This is a genomic window from Alteromonas sp. P256, assembly GCF_036864455.1.
In the GTDB taxonomy this organism is placed as follows: Bacteria; Pseudomonadota; Gammaproteobacteria; order Enterobacterales; family Alteromonadaceae; genus Alteromonas.
In genome coordinates this window covers 115094-136341 of record NZ_JAZETM010000005.1, presented here as the reverse complement: position 1 = coordinate 136341, position 21248 = coordinate 115094, and the positions used below count along the sequence as shown (strand labels likewise).

The window sequence follows — 21248 nt, the reverse complement described above, 5'->3', positions numbered from 1 at the left end:
AGTTAGTCTTGCGGCTTTAACCATTCAAATTTCAAACCTTTAGCCGTTCGATTTTTAAAACCAGTCCAGTGTGTATGTTCTGGCTTTTCCTCACCGCTTTGATCTTTGGCCCATTTGCCCTCATTCGAAGACGGCACCAGGTCTAAGTAATCTTGCATTTCAGCATTCTTTTTTAGGTACTTGCCTAACCAAGCCGTTATGAAGTGCTGCGCAATATTGTTCATTCTGGCGCTTTCCCACACCGAGTCGGTATAGTGCACACTCACGTTAATTCCGAGCTCTTCGTTGTAGTAAAAGCTTTCTTCAGGCGCGGGCATTGGCGCACCCGCACTATGATTAGCATTTTCATAGGTAAGTAAGGCTCGCTCGGTATTCTTCGCATTTTGCCAAAGCGCTCTTACACCATTTTCGTATCCAGACACATCGTCAACAGACCCTGCAACAAACAGCATGGGTACGTTTATATCGGCTAAACCTTGCTCATCCCAAACGTTATAATTCATTCCCCAAGGGGCAAACGCGATAACGGTTTTAATTCTTGAATCGGGCCGCTTGGCTTGAGAATTTGAAGCCTGTTGATACATGCTTAACAAACCCGAAGGCACCATATTGTTAGATTCTGCTGCTTGCTTGGTCATTCCTGCGCCACTCATAATTACTGCGCCGTAACCACCCATCGAATATCCGATAATGGCCGTGTTTTGCGTATCAACGATGTTATGCAAGAAAGAGTCTGAGGTTTCGCTGAGCCTTTCAATTTCATCGAGCACAAAACCTTGGTCGAGTGGACGATTAACGAGCGTCGATTTGAAAGCATTTAACGTGCGATAAGTAGAGTCGGTATGGTCGATTGAGGCAACCACGTAGCCTTTTGATGCCAAGTTCTCACCCAAATGAGACATTAAATAGCGGTTTCCAGGATAACCATGGGAGATAATAACAAAGGGATAGGCTTGGTCGCTTTGCGCAGGACTCGCGTCGCGCATGGCTTTGCCATGAAGACTAATTTTGGTTTTACCGTCGCGTAAATAAGTAGTTTGCACCCTACTGCCAGTTGCATCTTCAGCCGCTGGATACCAAAGCTCTACCGTAAGCGGCCTGTCGTATTTTGGAAGTGTGGGCGCATCGGAGCCACTAGAGTTAACACCCGATGAATCAAGCTGGGCTGTATCAATATTTACAACATCAATCTGATTAGGGTTAGTAAGTTCGAGTGTGCGCACGCCCACATTATATTGACCATATTTTGCTAATTCGGGCGCATCGGGTCGTTGAGTATCAATTCTATTTTCGCCGTTGGCACTTGTGGTTAATCCCAACAACACAAACAGGGAAGTCATTACTGTGGCAAAGCTAGATGGGTACAAGTTTTTCATTATATGACCTTTGCTATAAAGCATGAGTGTGGAATAGGTTGTCTTCAATAGGCTATTTGTTACAGGCGAACTGTCGTATTGCATGCCTAATTGATTACGCGTACTAGATAATACGTGAAAAGTAATACACTTAAGCTACAAACAAAAAAGCCAGCGGCAATTACATCACCGCTGGCTTATGCTTTTTTGCTAATCTTAGTATCTTAGGCGAGCTTGAATACCAAAGTATCTGTCTGCATCGCGAGGAATTTGATATCGGAAGTTGTCACCGCTGTAGGTAGTAACAAAACTTTCGTCGGTCAGGTTTTTACCAATTAACGATATACGAACGTCATCATCGTTAAACGAGAACGCTAGGCTTGCGTTAACAATGCCATAATCAGGCAATAAGGCTTCAGGGTTTGTCTCTGCTGTTGTACCTGGGCCACCTGCGAATATTTCGTCGGTGTAAACGTAAGAGCCGTTTAAGTAAACGTTCATATTGTCAAGTTCCCAAACGTATTCACCGCTTAGAGAGTATTTCAAATCTGGTGAGAATGGTAAGTCGGCACCCGATCTGCCGTCGCAGGAGTCTAAGCCTACTGGACATCTAAACTCATCAACAGTCGCATCAACGGTAGCCATTCCGCCGAATAAGCTAAATTGGTCGCTGACTTGCCAAATGAAGTCAACTTCTGCACCTTCGGTAATAATAGACCCGGCGTTAGTTAAACGAGTAATGAAAACACCGTCTAACAATTCTGGGTTATTAGCTTGGAAACCGTCAATTTCTGTGCGGAACACTGCCGCATTAAATACGAAGTCGCGGCTGGCGTATTTATATCCTAGCTCGTAAGCGTCAGAGGTTTCTGGGCCAATGGGAAGCGTATCGTTTGGCGCCATATTGTAAAACACGTTAAACGCTGGGCCTTTATAACCTTGCGAGAAGGTAAAATAAGCCATACTGTTGTCGTTAATGTCGTACTGCACGCCTAGCTTACCCGACAAATCAGTTTCGTCTGTCTCTCCGTCAAAGTCTGTATCAAAGCCACGAACACCTACACCCGTTCTTGCATACTCATCGTTACTGCGACGGTTGTGAGAAAAGCTCACTTCATCTTTTGTATAACGTAAACCAAAGAGTAAGCGTAAGTCGTCATTAAAATGATATTTACCATCTGCAAATACGGCGTAGTTTAGAAACTCAGTTTCCATAAAGGCAGTTGCGCTAACAATATCGTTTGATAAACAGCTTAGCGACTCGTCTTCAATAAACTGGTTAACTTGTTCTTCGCTTGGGTTCTCTACACCTAATGTGCCGCTAAGATAAGCGCTAATTGCCGCAGGGAATTGTCCGTTATTGTTTTGACAGCTCGCTTCGCGGGTAAAGCTACGGTTAGACTTTTGCTGCCACCAGAACACACCGCCTTGATATTCAAGTGCATTGCCTAAGGGTGAAGCAATACGAAATTCTTGCGATACTTGGTTCCAGTCTTGAGGACCGATGTCGTGTAGCTGAAACGGCACGCCAAATACAGGCAACGGTGCGTCTCCGGCAGTAGAGGTGAAGTCGCCTTCACGGAATTCCGTGTTCGACCAATCGCGATACGCTGTAATAGAGGTAAACTGGTGGTCGCCAATCATAGTGTCGAACTGCATCGAGAACGCAGTATGTTCATCGATGGTTCGCGTTTCAAAATCGTGGTCAACCTGACGCTGGTTTAAATCCAGATCGCCTATACCAGTGCTATCAGGCGATGCTTCTGACTGGTGTCGGCCACTTGGTGTTAGCTCTAAATCTGCGCAGCAATCATCGTTTGACTTCATGTTTTCAAATATGAAAAGCATTTCAGTATCGTCAGAAATGCGATAGTCGAGCATTGCTCTAACGCCTTCTCTGTCATAGCCGTTAACCATTTCGTTATTGAAAACGTTTTCAATATAACCGTCGAAACCTGATTTCATTACCGTAATGCTGCCGCTAGCGTCTTCGTTTAAGGCGCCGTGCATACTGCCTCTTAGCCGATATTCATTACCTTGAAACAACGTGGCTTCTAGCATTCCACCAAACTCATCCTGCGGACGCTTAGTGGTAATATTTACGACACCGGCCGATGCGTTTTTACCAAACAAGGTACCTTGTGGACCGCGTAGAACCTCAATTCTTTGTAGATCGTACAGGTCCATAAATGCTTGACCAGAACGCCCAAGAACAACACCATCTACAACGGTAGATACGCTTGGCTCAGCCGCAATACTAAAGGAGATAGTACCTACACCACGTACCGTAATTGCCGAGTTTCGGGTTGTGTTACCTTTTCGAAAGCTTACAGAAGGCACCAACGCTTGAAGGCCTTCAATGTTGTTAGCGAAGGCTGCGTTAATTTGATCTTCACGCAATACAGACACTGCAACAGGAATATCACTGATACTCTCCACACGCTTTTGCGACGTTACTACAATTTTCTCGAGTGATCGTTCATCAATAGGCTCTTCGGCCTGTTGATTTTCTTGCGCATAGCCATGTGCACTAACGAGTAATCCAGATGTCATGGCGAGCGTTACCGCCCGACTAACAATAGACCTTCTTGTATTCATGTTGTTCTCCAAGGGACTGTTCTCAAGCCTTTTTCGCAATCAATAATCAAGCTTGTGTAGGCATATTGATGACGCAAAGCATGTAGGTTTTATTTTTATTAGTGAAACGCACCACAATGTAACTTTTGTTTTCAACACCGTTTTGTATAGAAGATATCTTTTATCTAGTATCTTATATAAGAGTACTTAAGTTAAACAATTGTAAATTCATTTGCAAATAGAATGTTAATGTTTTCACCATGTTTTTTGGTAAATGCGGGGCAGGTAGAAATGAGGGGGTCATCTCTACCTACTCAATAGGCATTGGTTAGGCGTTGGCCGTTAAACGCTTCAGACTTTTTGCGTATCTAACACGCCACCATTTAAGACTTAAGCCAATGGCAATGAAGCAGCTCGCCCACAGGGTTATCAAAAGAGGTATAAATGATTGACTCAACCCTCCCACAAAACCGATGGGTGAGAACATGAGGTAAAGCGTTGCAATAAGGCTAATAAGAATGATGGCGCTTGGAATAGCATAGCGCCAAGGCGTCATATTCACTTCTGCCTTCAACGTAAATTGCCATGGTGTGGCCATAGGATACAGACGCCCAATAACCAACATAATGGCAAGTTCTATGACGAACAAAATGCCGTAAATATGAATGAAGTTGATGTCCACTTCCCACACAAACTTCAACAGTCCGTACGCAATAACGTGGAAAATTATGGCCACTTTGGCAGCTAGTGCCGGCACGCGTTTGGTGAATAAACCTACCAGCACAATGGTAATAACCGGAATGTTATAGAAGCCCGTAAATATACGAATGATCTGCCACAAACCATCAGGCGCAAACATGAGCAGCGGTGCGGTAATGAAAGACAGAACCGCAATAACCAAGCTGGTTATCTTTGCTACCCGTATAATTTTTTCATCGCTGACGTTGCCCTTTTTGAAGGGCTTATACACATCGAGACAGAACAAAGTAGCCGCACTGTTTAACAGCGAATTGAATGAGCTGAAAACAGCACCTAATAATACTGCTAAGAAAAAGCCAGACAGATATTGGGGTAATACGTTTTTCACCAAGTGCGGATACGCTAAGTCAATAGTTTGCAAACTTTCATCTTGATACAGATGGTAAGCAATAACGCCAGGCAGCATCATCATAAATGGCACCAGCACTTTGAAGAATCCTGAAAAGAGCACGCCTTTTTGCCCTTCCACCAGATTTTTCGCGCCAAGGGTGCGCTGAATAACGTATTGATTCGTTCCCCAATAAAAGAGGTTGGCCAAAATCATGCCGGTAAAAATAGTGCCGAACGGAACCGGATCGTCGGGCCCGCCTATTGCATTGAGCTTTTCAGTTTCTGTTGTGGCAATGGTGGTTAAACCCTGGCTGAAACTGCCGTCCCCCAATGCTACAAGACCAAGTATTGGCACTAACAAACCCACAATTAACAGGCCAATGCCGTTGATAGTATCTGACACGGCTACTGCTTTTAAGCCACCAAAAATGGCATACAAAGCCCCCACTGTGCCCACGACCACAATGGTTAATACTAGGCTTGCCTCATAATTTAGGTTTAATAAGCCAGGTACATCAAAAAGTCGAAGCACGGCAATGGAGCCCGAGTACAGTACAGAAGGTATGGTAACGAGGGAGTAGCCCACCATAAACAGCACAACGGTCATGCGGCGCACGCTGTCGTCAAATCGGTCTCGAAGAAATTCAGGTAAGGTAGAAAAAGCGCCGGCCAAATAACGTGGCAGAAACACAAGCGCCATAATAATGGTAGAGATACCCGCGGTAACTTCCCACGCCATGGCACTTAAGTTATACCCAAAGGCAGAGCCATTAAGCCCTATCAACTGCTCGGCGGAAAGGTTAGTTAGGATCATGGAACCGGCAATAAAGGTACCAGTAAGCCCACGCCCGGCAAGGAAGTACCCGTCTTGCGTATTCACCTCACCTTTCGTCTTCATGTAAGAAATGACGGCAACTAAAATCATAAATGCCGTGCATGACAACAGCGTAAGGGTGATGTCCATGTACTACTCCTTCCTCGCTATTGCGCCGGCCATAGGGTGATGTTCGACATGTCCATATCGGTGTGCTGAACGTCTGGTCCAAACTCAATTTGACTGCCCTTTTTCATAAAAACAGCCATATCATTAAGGGACAGCGTTTCTTCTTTATAGCTATTACCGTTAATAACTTCAGCGTTAACAGTCTCATCGCTACCCAAGCGCACCCATTCGCCCTTAGGCAGGTAGTATTTTATTTTTCCACCCGGCACCACACATGGCACAACGAGTAGGTCGTCACCACACATAAACTGCTGCTCGAAGCCGTGAGAAAGGGGTTCATCAGGAAACGCCAGTACCATTGCGCGTTGAACGGGCAAGGCGGTTTTCGAGGCCTGCTGCGCCGCTTTTTCTAAATAAGGAATGAGTCTGTATCTCAATCTAAGTGCTTCAAACACCGCGCTCGACGCGGCTTCACCGTAAGACCAAGGTTCGCGAGGCCCTATACCGTGAAGACGCATGTGAGCACTAAATACCGATGCTTGAGTCCAGCGAACGTAAAGCTCGGCATCGCGGGTATCTTTATAAAAACCGCCAATATCAGTGGCAAAGAACGGCCCGCCCGATAACCCCCACGACAGACTACCGCGAATGCTTGCTGCAAGCCCTTGCCAATCGGCTTGCGGATCGCCGCCCCATTGTGAAGGATAACGCTGACTGCCAGTCCAGGCAGAACGGCTGAATAAAAACGGCCCTGTTTTACAGTACTTTTCAGCGGCCTCGTAAACGCAGCGGTTATACAGCATGCTATACACATTGTGCAGACGATTGCCCGAATCGCCGCTGTACGAAAGCATATTGTCGTCTTCTAGCTGCTCACCAAAATCGGCTTTTATCATATCTATGCCTGAATCGAAGAGAGGCTTGTGCGACTCTTTCCAAAACTCGTAGGCTTCAGGGTGGGTAAAATCGAGAATACCGGAATCCGGCAGTGGCGTAAGTACTTCACCAAATGGGCTTAAATCCCACTCGTAGCGATAGGCCTCGCCCGTGCGCTTGTCTTTTATAAGCCAGCCTTTATCAGCGGCCTTTTTAAACAACGGGTTCTTCACAGAAATCATGGGGTATTCCCACACACAAATTTTAAACCCTAGAGCCTTTAACTCATCTATTATGGGTTGCGGATCGGCATAGCGAGATGGGTCCCATTCAAAAGCAAAACGGGTATCGGTGTCTTGCCATGCCCTACCATCAAGAGTAATGACGTCGCACGGCATTTCTTTTTCTCGCACTTCTTTTGCTACCGCTAAAAGCTCTTCCGCGTCTTTGTAGTACGCCTTTGAAAGAATGACGCCCAAGCTCCACGTTGGCGGCGTTGGCGCAAAACCTGTTAGCTGGCTATAGGTGTTAATGCTTTTTGCTGGTGTGTCTTCGTGATATAGAAATACATCAAGTAGAGCGTCTTCAACTAAGCACACATAAGCACGTTGAGACCATAGCGCGTAACCCACGCCGTGGGTTACCGGTGAAGGTGTATGGACAAATAAGTTCCACCCTTCAGGGCTCCAAGCATAAGGTGTGTTTTTGTAAGACTTCTCTGCGTTAACGCCAAGGGCATCGTGGTTGTATGAGCGAATAAGCTGACCGCGTTTATCTAGCTTTGCCCATTTCTCTCCCAAGCCATAAACAGCTTCGTCATACGCAAGCTCTAAACTGATTAACCAACCTGCATCGGTTTTAGCAAAAGGAGGAAGGCGATGCTGGCGAACAAAGTGGCCGTCGGTGGCGCTTTGCTGTACCAGCTTGTCGTTTTTAAACAGCTTAAAATGAAGCGGCGACATAAATAGCTCTAGGCGATAGCTTCCACCTTTAAGCGTAAATTGGTCATTGTCACCAGATAACGTGAGCGACTCTTTTTCTGGCGTACTTGTGAGCATTCCGTATGCAGCCTGGCTATCATCGGCGCTTTGAATCCGAAGCCCGAAATTGCTTATCGATAACCTAAGCTCACCACACTGAGTAGGTACAATAAGAATATCGTTATTCTCTAGGTAAGGTGTTTGGGTAATATCTGCCGGTTCTATTTGGTTCCAATCTGGCTCACTAACACTAAAGGCCTTACTCATTTGCTCATCGCTCTGAATGTCTTATATAAGACACAAGTTAATGAAATGTAACCACGGTGTCAATCAGCAATTAAAACTTTACCAGCAAATGCAGCTATTAAAAACAACGGTGAGTAAAGAAAGGATGCCGCTGCTAGTGACCATACCAACTTTTAATGCAGCTACAAAATTAGTAAAAAGTACGCTATACATCTTGTGTATGATATAACGAAAGAAAAACAATCTTTAGGTTTTGGTTTTATGTCTTCATCTCAATTTGACCATAAGCTCGGCGGGCCGAGTCTCGCCTTTCAGCCTCTATACCAACAGGTTGGCGAATACATTAAGCAGCTCATTGTTGAACGCAGATGGCAGCCAGGGGAAATGCTTCCCAGCGAGTTTAAACTGGCAGACGAATTTAACGTTAGCCAAGGTACCGTGCGCAAAGCACTAACTTTGCTAACCGACACCAAAATTGTCACTCGCCGACAAGGCGTTGGCACCTTTGTGTCAGAACACACTGCGCAAGACGCCTTGTTTCGTTTCTTTCCTCTTCAAGCCGATGGCAAGGGTGCAGACCTTCCTAAAGCGGAATTACTCAGCAAAGAGCGTGTTGCGCCATCTACCGTAGTGCAAAAAGCCCTGTCACTTTCAGCGAAAGACAAGGTCATTAAACTTGTACGCAGGCGAATTCTGGACAATGAATTTTGCATGCTAGAAACCGTTTATCTTCCGGCCAAGCTGTTTACCGGTATTAATACCCGTGAAGATATTCCTCATACGCTTTATCACTTCTATCAAACCGACTATAACCAAACCGTGTTTAAAACCCGAGACAGCATTAAAGCGATTTTGGCATCTGAAAGCGATGCAGACGCATTACATATAGAAAAGGGCACGCCTCTTTTACTCGTTACTCGCGTTACCGAGTCGATAGATGGAAAACTTATTGAGTACCGCGAAAGTAAATGCCGCACCGATCACTACCACTATCAGGTAGAGTTAGATTAGTACAATCAGCTCTGCCTTTTTGCGTTAAGTATCTGCTTCATTTACTCTTTCCCCCCTTTCCCTGCTTAAGTATATCTGCCCAACACATACTATTTCTTTTCCCTGAACACTTTTTTACACACTTTCGAGTTAAGCACACCACCCGCTAACCATTAACTTTGTTAACAGATTGTTGACTTAGCTCAGTCTGTGTAATAACTTATGTCTTATACAAGACTAATGTATTATTAAAATACACTTAGCTAAAATATGTGAAATATAAGGTGAATAATGTAATGGACAAAATACCAGAGGTAGGATTTGGCTTTTGGAAAGTAGACAAAGCCATTTGTGCAGATACAACTTATGAAGCAATTAAAGCAGGATATCGCCATTTAGATTGCGCTACCGATTACGGTAACGAAAAAGAAGTGGGTGAGGGAATTGCTCGCGCCATTGCTGAAGGTATTTGTTCGCGAGAAGAGTTGTGGATAACCTCTAAGCTATGGAATACGTTCCACGCGCCAGAACATGTTGAACTAGCGCTTAACAAAACATTAAGCGACTTAAAGCTAGATTATCTCGACCTGTACCTCATTCACTTTCCTATAGCACAAAAGTTTGTGCCCATTGAAACTCGCTATCCGCCAGAGTGGTTCTACGATCCAGAAGCCGCAGAGCCGACAATGGAGCTAGCGCCAGTACCACTTTACAAAACATGGGAAGCCATGGAGAAGCTTGTTGATGGCGGTTCAGTAAAACAAATTGGTGTGTGTAACTACAACAGCGGTCTTATTAACGACTTAATGAGCTACGCTCGCATCAAGCCTTCCATGCTTCAAATAGAGTCTCACCCTTACCTGACTCAAGAGCGACTAATACGGCTGGCCAAAAATTACGGCCTAGCGGTAACGGCATTTTCGCCTCTAGGAGCGCTGTCTTATTTAGAGCTAGAAATGGCTGACAAAACCGAGTCTGTTTTAGAGCAAAGCGTCGTGAAAGCAGCAGCAGAAGCGCACGGCAAAACACCTGCTCAAATCGTTTTACGATGGGGCATTCAGCGCGGTAACGCCATCATACCTAAAACCTCAAAAGTTGAGCGTATGAAAGAGAATATTGCGTTGTTCGACTTCAGCCTAAGCGATGAAGAAATGCAGGCCATCTCGTCGCTCAATATGAACCGTCGTTTTAACGATCCTGGGCATTTCTGCGAAGCCGCCTTCAATCGTTTCCACCCTATTTACGACTAGGAGCTTATTAATGAAAAACGTCAATGAAACCTCGGATGTTGCGTATGCCAATGTGGCTACCCAGCACAATTATAATAATGACGTATTTCCGTCTATTGTGGTAAATAACGCACAGTGTGAAACCGTGGCCGACACTGTTGCCTTTGTTAAAGCAAACCAGGCGGAATTAGAGGCTAAGTTAGCCAGCTCAGGTGCCCTATTGTTTCGTGGGTTCCCACTCGATAGTGCAGAAGTATTTGACGTTTTTTCAGCCGGCTTTGGTTATCCAAACTTCACCTATCAAGAGTCACTGTCTAATGCGGTAAGAATAAACTTTACAGAGCGCGTGTTTACAGCCAACGAAGCCCCGAAAGACGTAGAAATATTCTTACATCATGAAATGGCGCAAACGCCCATCTCTCCCAGTAAGGTATTTTTCTTTTGTCAGTCGGCCGCTGATGAAGGCGGCGCTACGCCCTTATGTCGCTCAGACAAATTGTTTGAAGCACTGAAAGCGGAAGTCCCACAGTTAGCCGATGACTTTAAACAGAAAGGTTTAAAGTACACTACCACCATGCCCGCCGCAGACGATGCAAACTCAGGCCAAGGTAGAAGTTGGAAAAGCACATTAAGCGTTGAAACGGTTGAAGAGGCCGAAGCTAAATTGAGCGAACTGGGATACAGCTGGGAATGGATGGCAGACGGCAGTTTAAAAGCCGTTACCCCCGTACTGCCAGCAGTAGTGGAAATGGCTGATGGCTCTGAAGTGTTTTACAACCAGCTTATTGCAGCTTACATGGGCTGGAAAGGTGTAAGAGAAAACCCCTCATCGGCCATTACATTTGGTGACGGCAGCCATATTCCCAAAGAAGGTTTAGAACGGGCCTCTGAACTCGCTGAAGACTTTACCTTCGACCTTGAATGGCAAGATGGCGATGTCGCAGTTGTTGATAATTATCGCACTATGCACGGACGCCGCCCTTATTCTGGAGATAGAAAACGGGTTGTGTTAGTGGCTTTAGTGGCCGCAGACCGGTAATTGCAATGAATGACATAGCAGTAAGGTGTAAGAATATATGGCCAGGACTGGGCATTGCTGTTATCACCGGAATGGCTGCGCTTTTTCTTAGCGAGCACTACAACGCCCCTGCTATGTTATTCGCTTTGTTACTTGGCATGGCGGTGTCGTTTCTTTATCAAAAAGACACGCCCTGTTCATGCGGTATCGATTTTACTGCCAGCACGTTGCTGCGAGCTGGCGTTGTATTACTGGGGCTAAGAGTTGCACTAGGCGATCTTATTGTTCTAGGGTGGCAAACTGCCCTTATGCTGGCAGGTGCTATATTCACCACCATAGTGCTAGGTGTTTTTCTTGCTAAAGCCTTTGGTCTACAAAAACGCTTTGGTGCCCTTACTGGAGGCTCGGTAGCCATTTGCGGCGCTTCTGCCGCTCTTGCTATTTCCACTATTCTGCCGAAAGGCGAAAATCACGAACGAGACACCCTCCTTACCGTAATTGGCGTTACTGCTATGTCTACCATTGCCATGATTGTGTACCCCATTATTGCGGCGCAAATGGGTATGGATGATATAAAAGCAGGCATATTCTTAGGCGGCACCATTCACGATGTAGCACAGGTGGTAGGCGCTGGGTATTCAGTGTCGGAAGAAGCCGGTGATATGGCAACGCTAACAAAACTTGTGCGCGTAGCCATGTTAATGCCCGTAGTGCTTATCATGATGTTGATAATTAAATGCTTTTACACCGCCAAACAAAATATGAAAGAGGGCGACGTACCTAAGGTTCCGTTATTTTTAGTGGGCTTTATTGCCATGATGTTACTCAATAGCTTTGCGAAGTTGCCTGAATATATTGTTGAAACAGGCTCGCAGGTATCGCGGTTTTTCCTTGTGGTGTCTATTACCGCTATTGGCATGAAGTCTAACTTGGGCAAACTTGCCGAAGTGGGTGCCCTTCCCATAATGATGATTTTGACTGAGACCTTATGGATAGCGTTACTCATTTTAGGCTACTTGTATTTGCTATAATTCGTCTGTTTAGATAGGCAGTAGCGCAGCGATACAAACCAAACAAAACGTCTGTAATTTTAAAAGGTAAAAGCAGTGAAAAAACGCGGCCTTCATGAACTTTACGCCAACGATGCTGAAAAAGCAGACCACACCGTATTTGGCAGAATCAGTAACCCAATGAGCCGTCGAGGCTTTTTATCTGGATTAAAAACGCTGTCGGTACTGCTGGGCGCCGAAGTGGTTTACGGACAGTTCATGCCACCAGGGCTTATTCCTGCTGCCTTTGCACAATCGGACACGCCTTTTGAAATAGCAGGTAAAGATGGGCTAGTGGTATTAAACGACCGCCCCGTTAATGCAGAAACACCCGCACACCTGCTTGATGACAAGGTTACACCAGCCAATCGCCTTTTTGTGCGCAATAACGGTATTGTGCCAAGCGCCCCTAATCCAGATACATGGACACTCACCATAGAGGGTGAATCTGCTAAGCAGTCTATAACATTCACCCTCAACGAGCTAAAACAACGCTTTAAACATTATACCTACCAACTAACGTTAGAATGCGGCGGTAACGGCAGGGCTGAGTTTTCTCCGGCGGCCACAGGCAACCAGTGGACCACCGGCGCAGTAGGCTGCCCTAAATGGACCGGCGTTCGGCTAAAAGACGTATTACAGGCCGTGGGCGTGAACGATGACGCTGTGTATATTGGTTACTATGGCAACGATCAGCATTTAAGCAGAACGCCGGGTAAAGCCGCTATCTCGCGAGGCGTGCCTATTAATAAGGCCATGGAAGATGAGTCGCTTATTGCATGGGAAATGAATGGCGACCCCTTACCCATCATGAATGGCTTTCCATTACGATTAGTGTTTGGAGGCTGGCCTGCTTCAACATCGGGCAAATGGCTAAGCAAAATTGTTATTCGAAACCAGGTACACGATGGCGCAAAAATGCTGGGTAAAGCCTACCGAGTTCCTTGCGAGCCTGTGGCACCAGGCACAACCGTGCCCGATGATGAAATGTGTATTATTGAGGCCATGCCGATAAAATCGCTTATCACCTATCCTCAATCTGGTGTACAGCATAAGCTCTCAAAAGCGTTAGCGGTGAGGGGGCATGCATGGTGCGGCTCAACTAGCGTAAAAGACATGTTCACCTCTATCGACTTTGGCCAAACTTGGCAAAAAGCCGAGCTATCTCGCCCCGCAAACCGACATGCGTGGCAACACTTCTCTACCCGTATTTCGTTCCCTCAAACAGGGTACTACGAAATATGGGCAAAAGCGGTGGATGAAACAGGTAAAGCCCAGCCCATGGTGCTGCCTGGCTGGAACCCGAAGGGTTATTTAAACAATGCGTGTCATCGCGTTGCAGTAAAAGTGGTAGCGTAAAATATGAAAGATAAACAGATCACGCCGCTGCCAATAACAGGATTTCTACTATGTCTTTAGCGTTACGCACAATCTGTATTGCGCTTTGCTTAACTGGGTTTAGCGCTATGTTTGCGAGCAGTTCAGAAGCAGCGGAACCGGCAGTAGACTCGCAATCAGGATTAGTAATAGCTGAGGGCTCGAACCTGGTTTTAGCCCACTGTAGCGCGTGCCATTCAACTTCGCTTATTACGCAAAACGCCATGAGTAAAAAACGTTGGTTAGAAACTATCAGGTGGATGCAAGACACGCAAAAATTGTGGCCGTTAGCTGACGCCGAGCCGGTTATTTTAGATTATTTGGCGAAGTGGTATGGGCCAAAAGAATCGGCAAGACGACCACCGCTTGCCCCGCATCTTATGCCAAAACGATAACTGTAGCTGCCTTTAAAACAGGTACTAGCTAATTACCCCAAGTTCTACCGCCCGAAGCACGGCACGAGTGCGATCGCGCGCGCCCAGCTTAGCCAAAATAGTCGACACTTGGTTTTTTACTGTGCCTTCAGATTTATAAAGCGCACCGGCAATTTCTCGGTTACTGCAGCCAGAAGCCATTAAACGCAAAATTTCTTTCTCTTTACTCGATAGCGGTTCTACCTGTTCAGGCTCTTCCGTTACAGTATTTAGCCCTTGTAAGCTATTTATTAGCGTAGTGGTAATGGCAGGCTGAATAAGTGATTCACCAGCATTAACGGCCTCTATGCCTTCTACTAGAGTTTCTAGCGACACGTCTTTTAACAAATACCCTTTTGCGCCAGCGCGTAACGCGCCCATCAGGTTTTCATGATCGTCAAAGGTAGTCAGCATAATAGTTGGAATAGACGCATTGGCCTTGTTAAGGGCTTCGAGCAGCTCAATACCTGTCATGCGTGGCATGCGAATATCTAACAGCATAACATCAGCGCGGCCGGGGTTATTTTGTAGCCAATTCATAGCCTCTACCCCATCGTTGGCTTGACCTACCACGTCTACTTTGTCAGATAAACTTAGCAAACTACACAGCCCTTGGCGCAACAGCTGCTGATCGTCTACTACTAATACGCTTATCATTGCGCCTCCGGCACTACTCATAATTTCGCCTCCGGCACTACTAGTCATTTCGCCTCCGGCAGTATTAGCGAGGTATGAAAACCTCCACCGCTGTTGATAAACGTTGCACTGCCATTTAGCTCGCTAATGCGTTCTTGAATACCTTTGAGGCCATTTCCCTGAATAACATTATTGGTATTAGAGCTAGCGCTGCCGCCATTGTCTTTTATGTCTATGTGCAATTGGTTAGCGTTGCTGTAAATGCTGATCACAAGTTCATCGGCCCTGCTATGGCGCATAGTGTTAGTGAGACTTTCTTGAATACAGCGCAGTAAATTAGTTGCCTGAAGCAGGGTTAAATTGCTGATGTCAGCTTGGCAATCAACTTTTACCCGAATCTTATTTTTTAAAGGCGCGGTAAGCGCATTAAGCGCCTGCAGTAAATCTAGCTGATTAAATTCACGCATGTCTGATACCGCTTCGCGAACGTCTGCAAGCAGCAGCCGCGCAATGCCTAAACACTGGTCTATAGCGGGGCGCTGGTCGGGCGACGCTGTGCGTGAGGCCACCTGCAAATGCAGCGACAGCCCCGTTAAATGATGCCCCACCAAGTCATGAATGTCGCGAGCAATGCGGGTGCGTTCATCCTTGCGGCTAGCTTGCTGCATCAAATCTTGCAACGCCCGTAGTTCTCTATTTGCCTCTTCCGCTCGCTCGGTTTGTCGTTCTGCGTTTTTACGGCTTTCCATCATTACTAAGGCAAACAAGTTGAATGTCCAAAATAGCAGCGCATTAACCCACAAACCGCTACTCGACTGCCAAACCCAACTAAACAATAGCCATGGTAAAGCTGACCAAATTGGCGACAGCAAAAGTGCCCGTTTAAACGGCATAAAATAAGGTAATAGCGCAGACCAAATCACCAATAAAATAGCGTTGAATGTCATTGGGCTTAAGGAAAATAGTACCAGCACAAGCCCATATTCAATGCCTACCAAAACAGTGCGAAGCCGATTGTGCTCGCCAAGTGGTCCGTTTTGGCTGATCAATAAAAAGCCAAACGTGAAAAGGACAAAGCACAACATAATCGCAACGATATTTATTGTGCTGATCGTTTCGGAACCAATAAGTAACCAAGCATTAGTTGCAGCAACAACCAAGATAGTTATGAGCGCCCCACTTTGTTCGGGGGCAATACGTAATTGAGATAGTTTCATAAGGCTCAGTATTGGTTAATTGCACGGGTTTTGGAATAGGCCAAAAGTCATTTTTCACATCGTGACTTTCGCCACTGATGCGCTCGTTTCCTTCTAGATACACTTCTCAATACACCGTCTTCGCTTATTGAGACAGTCACTTTTAAACGAGCGCTTATTAGGACAGTCACTTATTGAGACAGTCACTTATAAGCGGCGAATTTTACTAGTACTAGGGCGTTATCAAGACAGGCACTTATACAGGCTGTGATTTTTACCAGAACAATTGGAGATTTTAGATGAGCTATTCATACCAAGCTATTTTATATAGCCACATACTAGCCGGCGCTATTGCTCTGGTGCTTTTTTGGGTACCAGTTACCACTCGTAAAGGCGCGCTTAACCACAAAAAATTTGGCGCCCACTATCGCCACGCTATGCTGTGGACTATTGGTAGTGGCGCAGTGCTAGCTGGCGTGTGGCTATTTGCACCCGTTGCAGTTAACCCTAACTTGGCAAACAACCCTGCTGCTGCGGCAAACTTACAGCGCTTCGCCATATTTTTACTGCATTTGGCGGTACAAATGTATGCATCGGTCATGATGGGGCAATGGGCGCTACACGCCAAGCAAAGCAGCCTGTCGCTTCGCCGTGTTAGTCGTACTGCGCCAGCTGTACTTTTAACTGCAACTAGCCTGTTTATTGGGGTAATTGGCATAATGCACCAGCATATTCTCATGCTCATTTTCGCCCCACTTGGGCTCTCTATTAGTATTGGGCAACTGCGCTTTATTTTTTCCAAGCAAGTAGCGCCCAAAGCTTGGTTGGTAGAGCATCTTGGCGGCTATATCGGCTCTGGCATCGCCGCTTACACTGCATTTGCAGCATTTGGTGGGCGTACCTTATTTAGCGATATTGGCGCATGGCAGTATGCGTTCTGGGTTTTGCCAGGGTTAATAGGCGGCATAGCGATAAGCCGCCTGTCACGGCAGTACAGAACAAGCACTGCAAAGGATTCGAAGCAAACTCAAGCGAAAATATAAGACAAGGTATTTTATGCAAGAAGATGGTGGTATTTAGTAGCGTGGGGAAACGTAAAGCAGCCGCTAAAAACCATATATGAAGCGATAAAAATCGTGAGTTTGATTGGTACAATTTATACTTTTAGTAATTTTTACCGTTCTTTTGTGGCTGTATTTACCACTGCATTAGGCAGGTGCCTACTCAGCGAGTCGATGTACTCAAGTAAATTTAAAATCAATCATCAGGTAACAGCGAATCATTGAAATAATATTTGAGTGACGGATGTCTTTACACTAAATCGTCAATATCAACATTCAAAGCAGACGCTAAGGCCTTCCACGTATCAATAGAGCCTTTCTGTTTACCTTTTTCAAGCTCTGCAATGGTTGCTTGAGTTAGCCCAACTTTCTGCGCAACTTGCACTTGAGTAAAACCTCTAAATTCGCGATATACCCGTAAAGGGCTTTCGCCTTCGATCAAGCGCTCAACTAGCTCGACAGGAAAATTTTCTTCATTAGCTGACTTGGCCTCGTCATATGCAAGAACATCAAGTATATCTTCAAAGTCACTGGGCGATATCGCAATTCTGCCGTCGCTTAATTTTTCATACTCTATCTTCATAGTAAAAATATAGTTTTAAACTGTATTGTTGGCAATTATTACTTGTTTTACATGGTATATTTTTACAGCGCAGCCATCGACAACACTATTATGAGTCTTTATAAGGCTGTAGCTTTCTCATTACCTTCTACACCCCTGCGCCGCGGCTTTTTAGGCGACTTTCTAAACAGGTAAAAATACAGTCCTGTCAGCGCAAGCAACACGGGGCTTAAACCCAGCACACACCACAGTATTTTACTGGGTAAGCCTGCAAAATAACCAAAGTGCAGTTTTCTAAACATATCAACAAACACCGCCCAGCCCGACTCCTCTCTTACATCAAACGTAGCTAATACTTCGCCAGAGTCGCGGCTATAGGTAACCACCGAGGAATATTCGCTTGAAAGATATGGCTTGTTAGGTACGTCGCCGAACACATTAATGTGCGCTTCAGGTTCAAAAGGAAAGGTAAGATAAGTTGGTCGGTGGCCTTCAATGGCCTTAGACGACCCATAAACCAGCTGCTGAAAATCGAGATTTGGGCTGTAAATGGCCTCGGTAACATAGGCGTGTTCGTCGCCGTGTTCTAAGGTTTCGTGTATCACTTCAGAGGCATTCCAATAGCCCCCGGTAAACGCCAAAATAAGCAGCACCGGTGAAGATAGTATGCCTATTAGCTTATGCACATCGCTAAAAAAGATGCGCCTAGCCGCCTGCACGCGCAGGGTGAATAGCTTAGTCCAAAACTTGCGATGCAATATTATACCTGTGATGCCAAGCACTAACAGCATAAGAGAAAACACAAACCCGAAGGATGTGCCTATCACGCCCATCAAAAAGGTGTAATGTAGCGACAGTAACCAGTCGGTAATATCATGAGTGACAGTCACAGGGGTAGATAACAGCGTGCCCGAATACTGGTCGACATACAGCTTGTACCATTCGCCCTCAGACTTACTGATGAGGTACGCCGCATCGCTGCGCTGCTTGTTATCAAATAGCTCCCAGCTTCCCAATACATAATCGGGATGGGTGGCTTCTACTTTACTAATTAACTGATTTAAGTTTTCACGAGGCTGGCCTTCTGCTGCCTGCACACTCATGTGCGAGGGCATTAACCACGTATCAATTTCAGGCTTAAATACCAGTATACTGCCGGTAATCGAAATAACAAAAAGCGGCACCATTGCAATGAGTGCCGTTATGGAATGCCACTTAAACAGAGTTTTACGCATGTCTACCTTCCATTTTTAGCCCGTGCACCTCAGTTGAAGCGCACGGTAAACCGTTATGCCGTTATAGCGACCAGGTTGCGCTTAACATATAACTTGCTGGCGCACCGTAAAAACCCTGTGCCCAGTACAAGCTGTTGATGTATTTTTCATCTGCTACGTTGTTGGCGTTTAGGGCAACAGAAAAGTTGTCTGAAACACGATATCTGGCCATCAAATCGATAATGGCATAGGCGTCTTGGCGCGTAACAATGGTGTCGCCTGCGTTTGCGAATCCTTCACCCACAACACCCTGCACACGTGAGGTGTCGTCTTGCCAACGTGCATTTACACCCACAGACAGTTTATCGAAACTTGCAGGCGTATAGGTTGCAGCAAACTTAAGCAATCGCTCTGGCGTGTAGTCGGCCACCAGCTCATTGCCATCAATGGTGAAATCGGTATAACCAATGCTGGTTTGAAGGCCTGGTAATAGCTCGCCGGCCACTTCAAATTCATAACCGCTAGACTCTATACCTGTAGCGCCAATAAAACGCTGTTCGCCTGGCGGTAAATCGGCTGTCGCTGGGTCGGGTATGGCCAAATTTTCTTGCACAATGTCGAAGTAAGCCACTGTAGCAATTAGGCGGTCTTCAAAAAACTCGCTTTTAAAGCCCACTTCTTTACTCTCTCCCACAATGGGCGCTAGGGTGTTGTTATTAATGTCTAGCTCGGTTTGAGACAAGAACGTTTCTGTGTAGCTGGCATAAGCAGAAATGGAATCGTTAAGCGCATATACTACGCCAACATAAGGGATAAATTCGCTGTCTTCAGCGTCTTGCGCTACATCGTACGACATGCCGCTGGTATCCCATCTGTTCTGGCGGCCGCCCGCGGTAACGTGCAAGTCATCCGTTAAGCTAAAGCGCGTAGTGAAATACACTGCCGACTGCTCGGTATCAACATCGGCGCCCGTTAGCCCATCTACCAGGGTAGGAATGGGTGCATTGCCATCCCAGGTTTCAAGCGGCGGCATTGCAGGAAAGCCATTGCCCGTTGTGAAATCGTATAACGACACATCTTCAAACGTCATAGAGGCATGGTTTACTCCTACTACAAACTCATGCGAGCGCCCGAAAAGATTGAAATCACCGGTAAGGTATACGTCAATTAAATCGGTTTCTTCATCGTGATCATATTCGCTGGCATAACCGGTTAGGCCAAGGCCCGTCTCGCGATTTGGCGTGCCAAACACATAAAATAGCTCTGAGTCTTCATCGGTTACTTTTCGGGAGTAAGTAGCACGCATATACCAGTTGTTGGCAAACACGTGATCTAGCTCTAGTAAGGTGTTGTGTTTTTCAACATCCCAATACGCCCAATCGGCTGAGGTGTTGGTAGATACATCAAAGTTAGTGGCTGTGCCGTCGGAATAAAACAGCGGGTTAGCGCCCCAGTTATTACCGTCGGCATTGTTGGTGTGATACGAATGGCTTACCGAGAACGTGGTGCTATCTGAAATATTGTACTCTGCGAACAAGTATGCCACTTGGCGCTCTTGCTCGTAACGGTCGAGATAAGACTCTTGCGACTGAGACACCGCCACGCCGCGAATACCAAAATCTTCATTTACGCGATACGTGCCGTCTACTTCAATACGGCGATTGTCCCAGCTGCCAATTAAGCCTTGTACAGTTAGGCCATTTTGCATACCTGGGCGCTTACGAATAAAGTTAACCGTAGCCGACGGGTTGCCCACGCCGGTCATTAACCCGTTTGCCCCGCGAATAATTTCAATGCGATCGTAAATAGCAGAGTCTTCATCGCCGTGGTTATTGCCTCGAATAAGCGGCAGGCCAATGCCATCAATTTGGAAGTTGTTGATGTCGAAACCACGTGCACTGTAATAGGTACGGCTGGTCTCTACTCGTTGCACGTTAACACCGGTGGCGGTATCGAGCACATCGTTAATGCCATTTAGCTGATAATCGTCGAACTGTGCACTGGTAATAACCGACACCGACTGAGGAATGTCTTTAATGGGCAAGTTAATACGCGACGCACCACTGGCTTTGTGCGCGCCGTACCCTTCAATGTAGGAGCCTCTTACCTCAATGTTTTCTATTTCAGAGCTGTCGATATCAGAGCCATTCATTTCAGTGCCGTTCATTTCAGAGCCGCTCACTTCAGAACTGTCTGTTTCAGCACTTGTATTTGCGGTTGCGGAATAACTTATTGCAGAAGCAATTGCCAAGGTAAGGATTGACCATTTCATAAGTACACACTTTTTGTTGTTCGGTTATTTATGGTCGCAAGATTTTACACATCGCTGCAGCAATGTAAATAGCAATAGTTATCATTTGCATAACTTTTACGGGTGATTTGGTAAGGTGATGCCCAAGTAGAAAGAGGAAGCGATAAAATTTCATGGTATGCTAAT

General features: G+C 45.9%; 16 protein-coding genes. 7 read left to right on the top strand and 9 right to left on the bottom strand.

Annotated features, from left to right (window positions below):
- Positions 1–2 precede the first annotated feature (2 nt).
- From V7R39_RS09805 to V7R39_RS09790, 4 genes are all read right to left on the bottom strand, one after another.
- Positions 3–1376 carry an alpha/beta hydrolase family protein gene (locus V7R39_RS09805; RefSeq protein WP_334030395.1) on the bottom strand — a complete coding sequence of 458 codons (1374 nt, stop codon included), beginning with the start codon at positions 1374–1376 and terminating at the stop codon, positions 3–5.
- A gap of 195 nt (positions 1377–1571) precedes the next feature.
- Entirely contained in the window at positions 1572–3953 is a 2382-nt protein-coding gene (locus V7R39_RS09800) for a TonB-dependent receptor (RefSeq protein WP_334030393.1), read from the bottom strand.
- Positions 3954–4260: 307 nt separating this feature from the next.
- Positions 4261–5985: a solute:sodium symporter family transporter gene (locus V7R39_RS09795; protein WP_334030391.1), complete on the bottom strand. Its 1725-nt coding sequence runs from the start codon at positions 5983–5985 to the stop codon at positions 4261–4263.
- A 17-nt stretch (positions 5986–6002) separates the two neighbouring features.
- A complete protein-coding gene (locus tag V7R39_RS09790) occupies positions 6003–8087 on the bottom strand; it encodes a glycoside hydrolase family 31 protein (protein WP_334030390.1) in 2085 nt (694 codons plus the stop codon).
- Between the two features lie 240 nt (positions 8088–8327).
- Here V7R39_RS09790 and V7R39_RS09785 point away from each other — a divergent pair, with 240 nt between their 5' ends.
- From V7R39_RS09785 to V7R39_RS09760, 6 genes are all read left to right on the top strand, one after another.
- Entirely contained in the window at positions 8328–9077 is a 750-nt protein-coding gene (locus V7R39_RS09785) for a GntR family transcriptional regulator (protein ID WP_334030389.1), read from the top strand.
- Positions 9078–9352: 275 nt separating this feature from the next.
- On the top strand, positions 9353–10306 hold the full coding sequence (locus tag V7R39_RS09780; protein WP_334030388.1) for an aldo/keto reductase: 954 nt from the start codon (positions 9353–9355) through the stop codon (positions 10304–10306).
- 10 nt (positions 10307–10316) lie between these two features.
- Entirely contained in the window at positions 10317–11324 is a 1008-nt protein-coding gene (locus tag V7R39_RS09775) for a TauD/TfdA family dioxygenase (RefSeq protein ID WP_334030386.1), read from the top strand.
- 5 nt (positions 11325–11329) lie between these two features.
- Positions 11330–12334, top strand: coding sequence for a YeiH family protein (locus tag V7R39_RS09770; protein WP_334030385.1), 1005 nt, complete (start codon positions 11330–11332; stop codon positions 12332–12334).
- 75 nt (positions 12335–12409) lie between these two features.
- Positions 12410–13711, top strand: coding sequence for a sulfite oxidase (locus V7R39_RS09765; protein WP_334030383.1), 1302 nt, complete (start codon positions 12410–12412; stop codon positions 13709–13711).
- Between the two features lie 50 nt (positions 13712–13761).
- Positions 13762–14124 carry a hypothetical protein gene (locus V7R39_RS09760; protein ID WP_334030382.1) on the top strand — a complete coding sequence of 121 codons (363 nt, stop codon included), beginning with the start codon at positions 13762–13764 and terminating at the stop codon, positions 14122–14124.
- A gap of 24 nt (positions 14125–14148) precedes the next feature.
- Here V7R39_RS09760 and V7R39_RS09755 read toward each other — a convergent pair whose 3' ends face one another.
- On the bottom strand, positions 14149–14820 hold the full coding sequence (locus tag V7R39_RS09755) for a response regulator transcription factor (RefSeq protein ID WP_334030381.1): 672 nt from the start codon (positions 14818–14820) through the stop codon (positions 14149–14151).
- A 23-nt stretch (positions 14821–14843) separates the two neighbouring features.
- Complete coding sequence (locus tag V7R39_RS09750) at positions 14844–15995, bottom strand: sensor histidine kinase (RefSeq protein ID WP_334030380.1); 1152 nt, start codon at positions 15993–15995, stop codon at positions 14844–14846.
- A 278-nt stretch (positions 15996–16273) separates the two neighbouring features.
- Here V7R39_RS09750 and V7R39_RS09745 point away from each other — a divergent pair, with 278 nt between their 5' ends.
- The gene (locus V7R39_RS09745) at positions 16274–17017 is read left to right on the top strand and encodes a hypothetical protein (RefSeq protein ID WP_334030378.1); all 744 of its coding nucleotides are present in this window, start codon (positions 16274–16276) and stop codon (positions 17015–17017) included.
- Positions 17018–17285: 268 nt separating this feature from the next.
- Here the strand turns inward: V7R39_RS09745 and V7R39_RS09740 are convergent, their stop codons facing one another.
- The 3 genes from V7R39_RS09740 to V7R39_RS09730 form a co-directional block, all read right to left on the bottom strand.
- The gene (locus tag V7R39_RS09740) at positions 17286–17618 is read right to left on the bottom strand and encodes a helix-turn-helix transcriptional regulator (protein WP_334030376.1); all 333 of its coding nucleotides are present in this window, start codon (positions 17616–17618) and stop codon (positions 17286–17288) included.
- Between the two features lie 98 nt (positions 17619–17716).
- A complete protein-coding gene (locus V7R39_RS09735) occupies positions 17717–18832 on the bottom strand; it encodes a PepSY-associated TM helix domain-containing protein (RefSeq protein WP_334030375.1) in 1116 nt (371 codons plus the stop codon).
- Positions 18833–18893: 61 nt separating this feature from the next.
- Positions 18894–20978 (bottom strand): TonB-dependent siderophore receptor, encoded by a 2085-nt coding sequence (locus V7R39_RS09730; RefSeq protein ID WP_334030604.1) that lies wholly within the window; start codon positions 20976–20978, stop codon positions 18894–18896.
- Positions 20979–21248 lie beyond the last annotated feature (270 nt).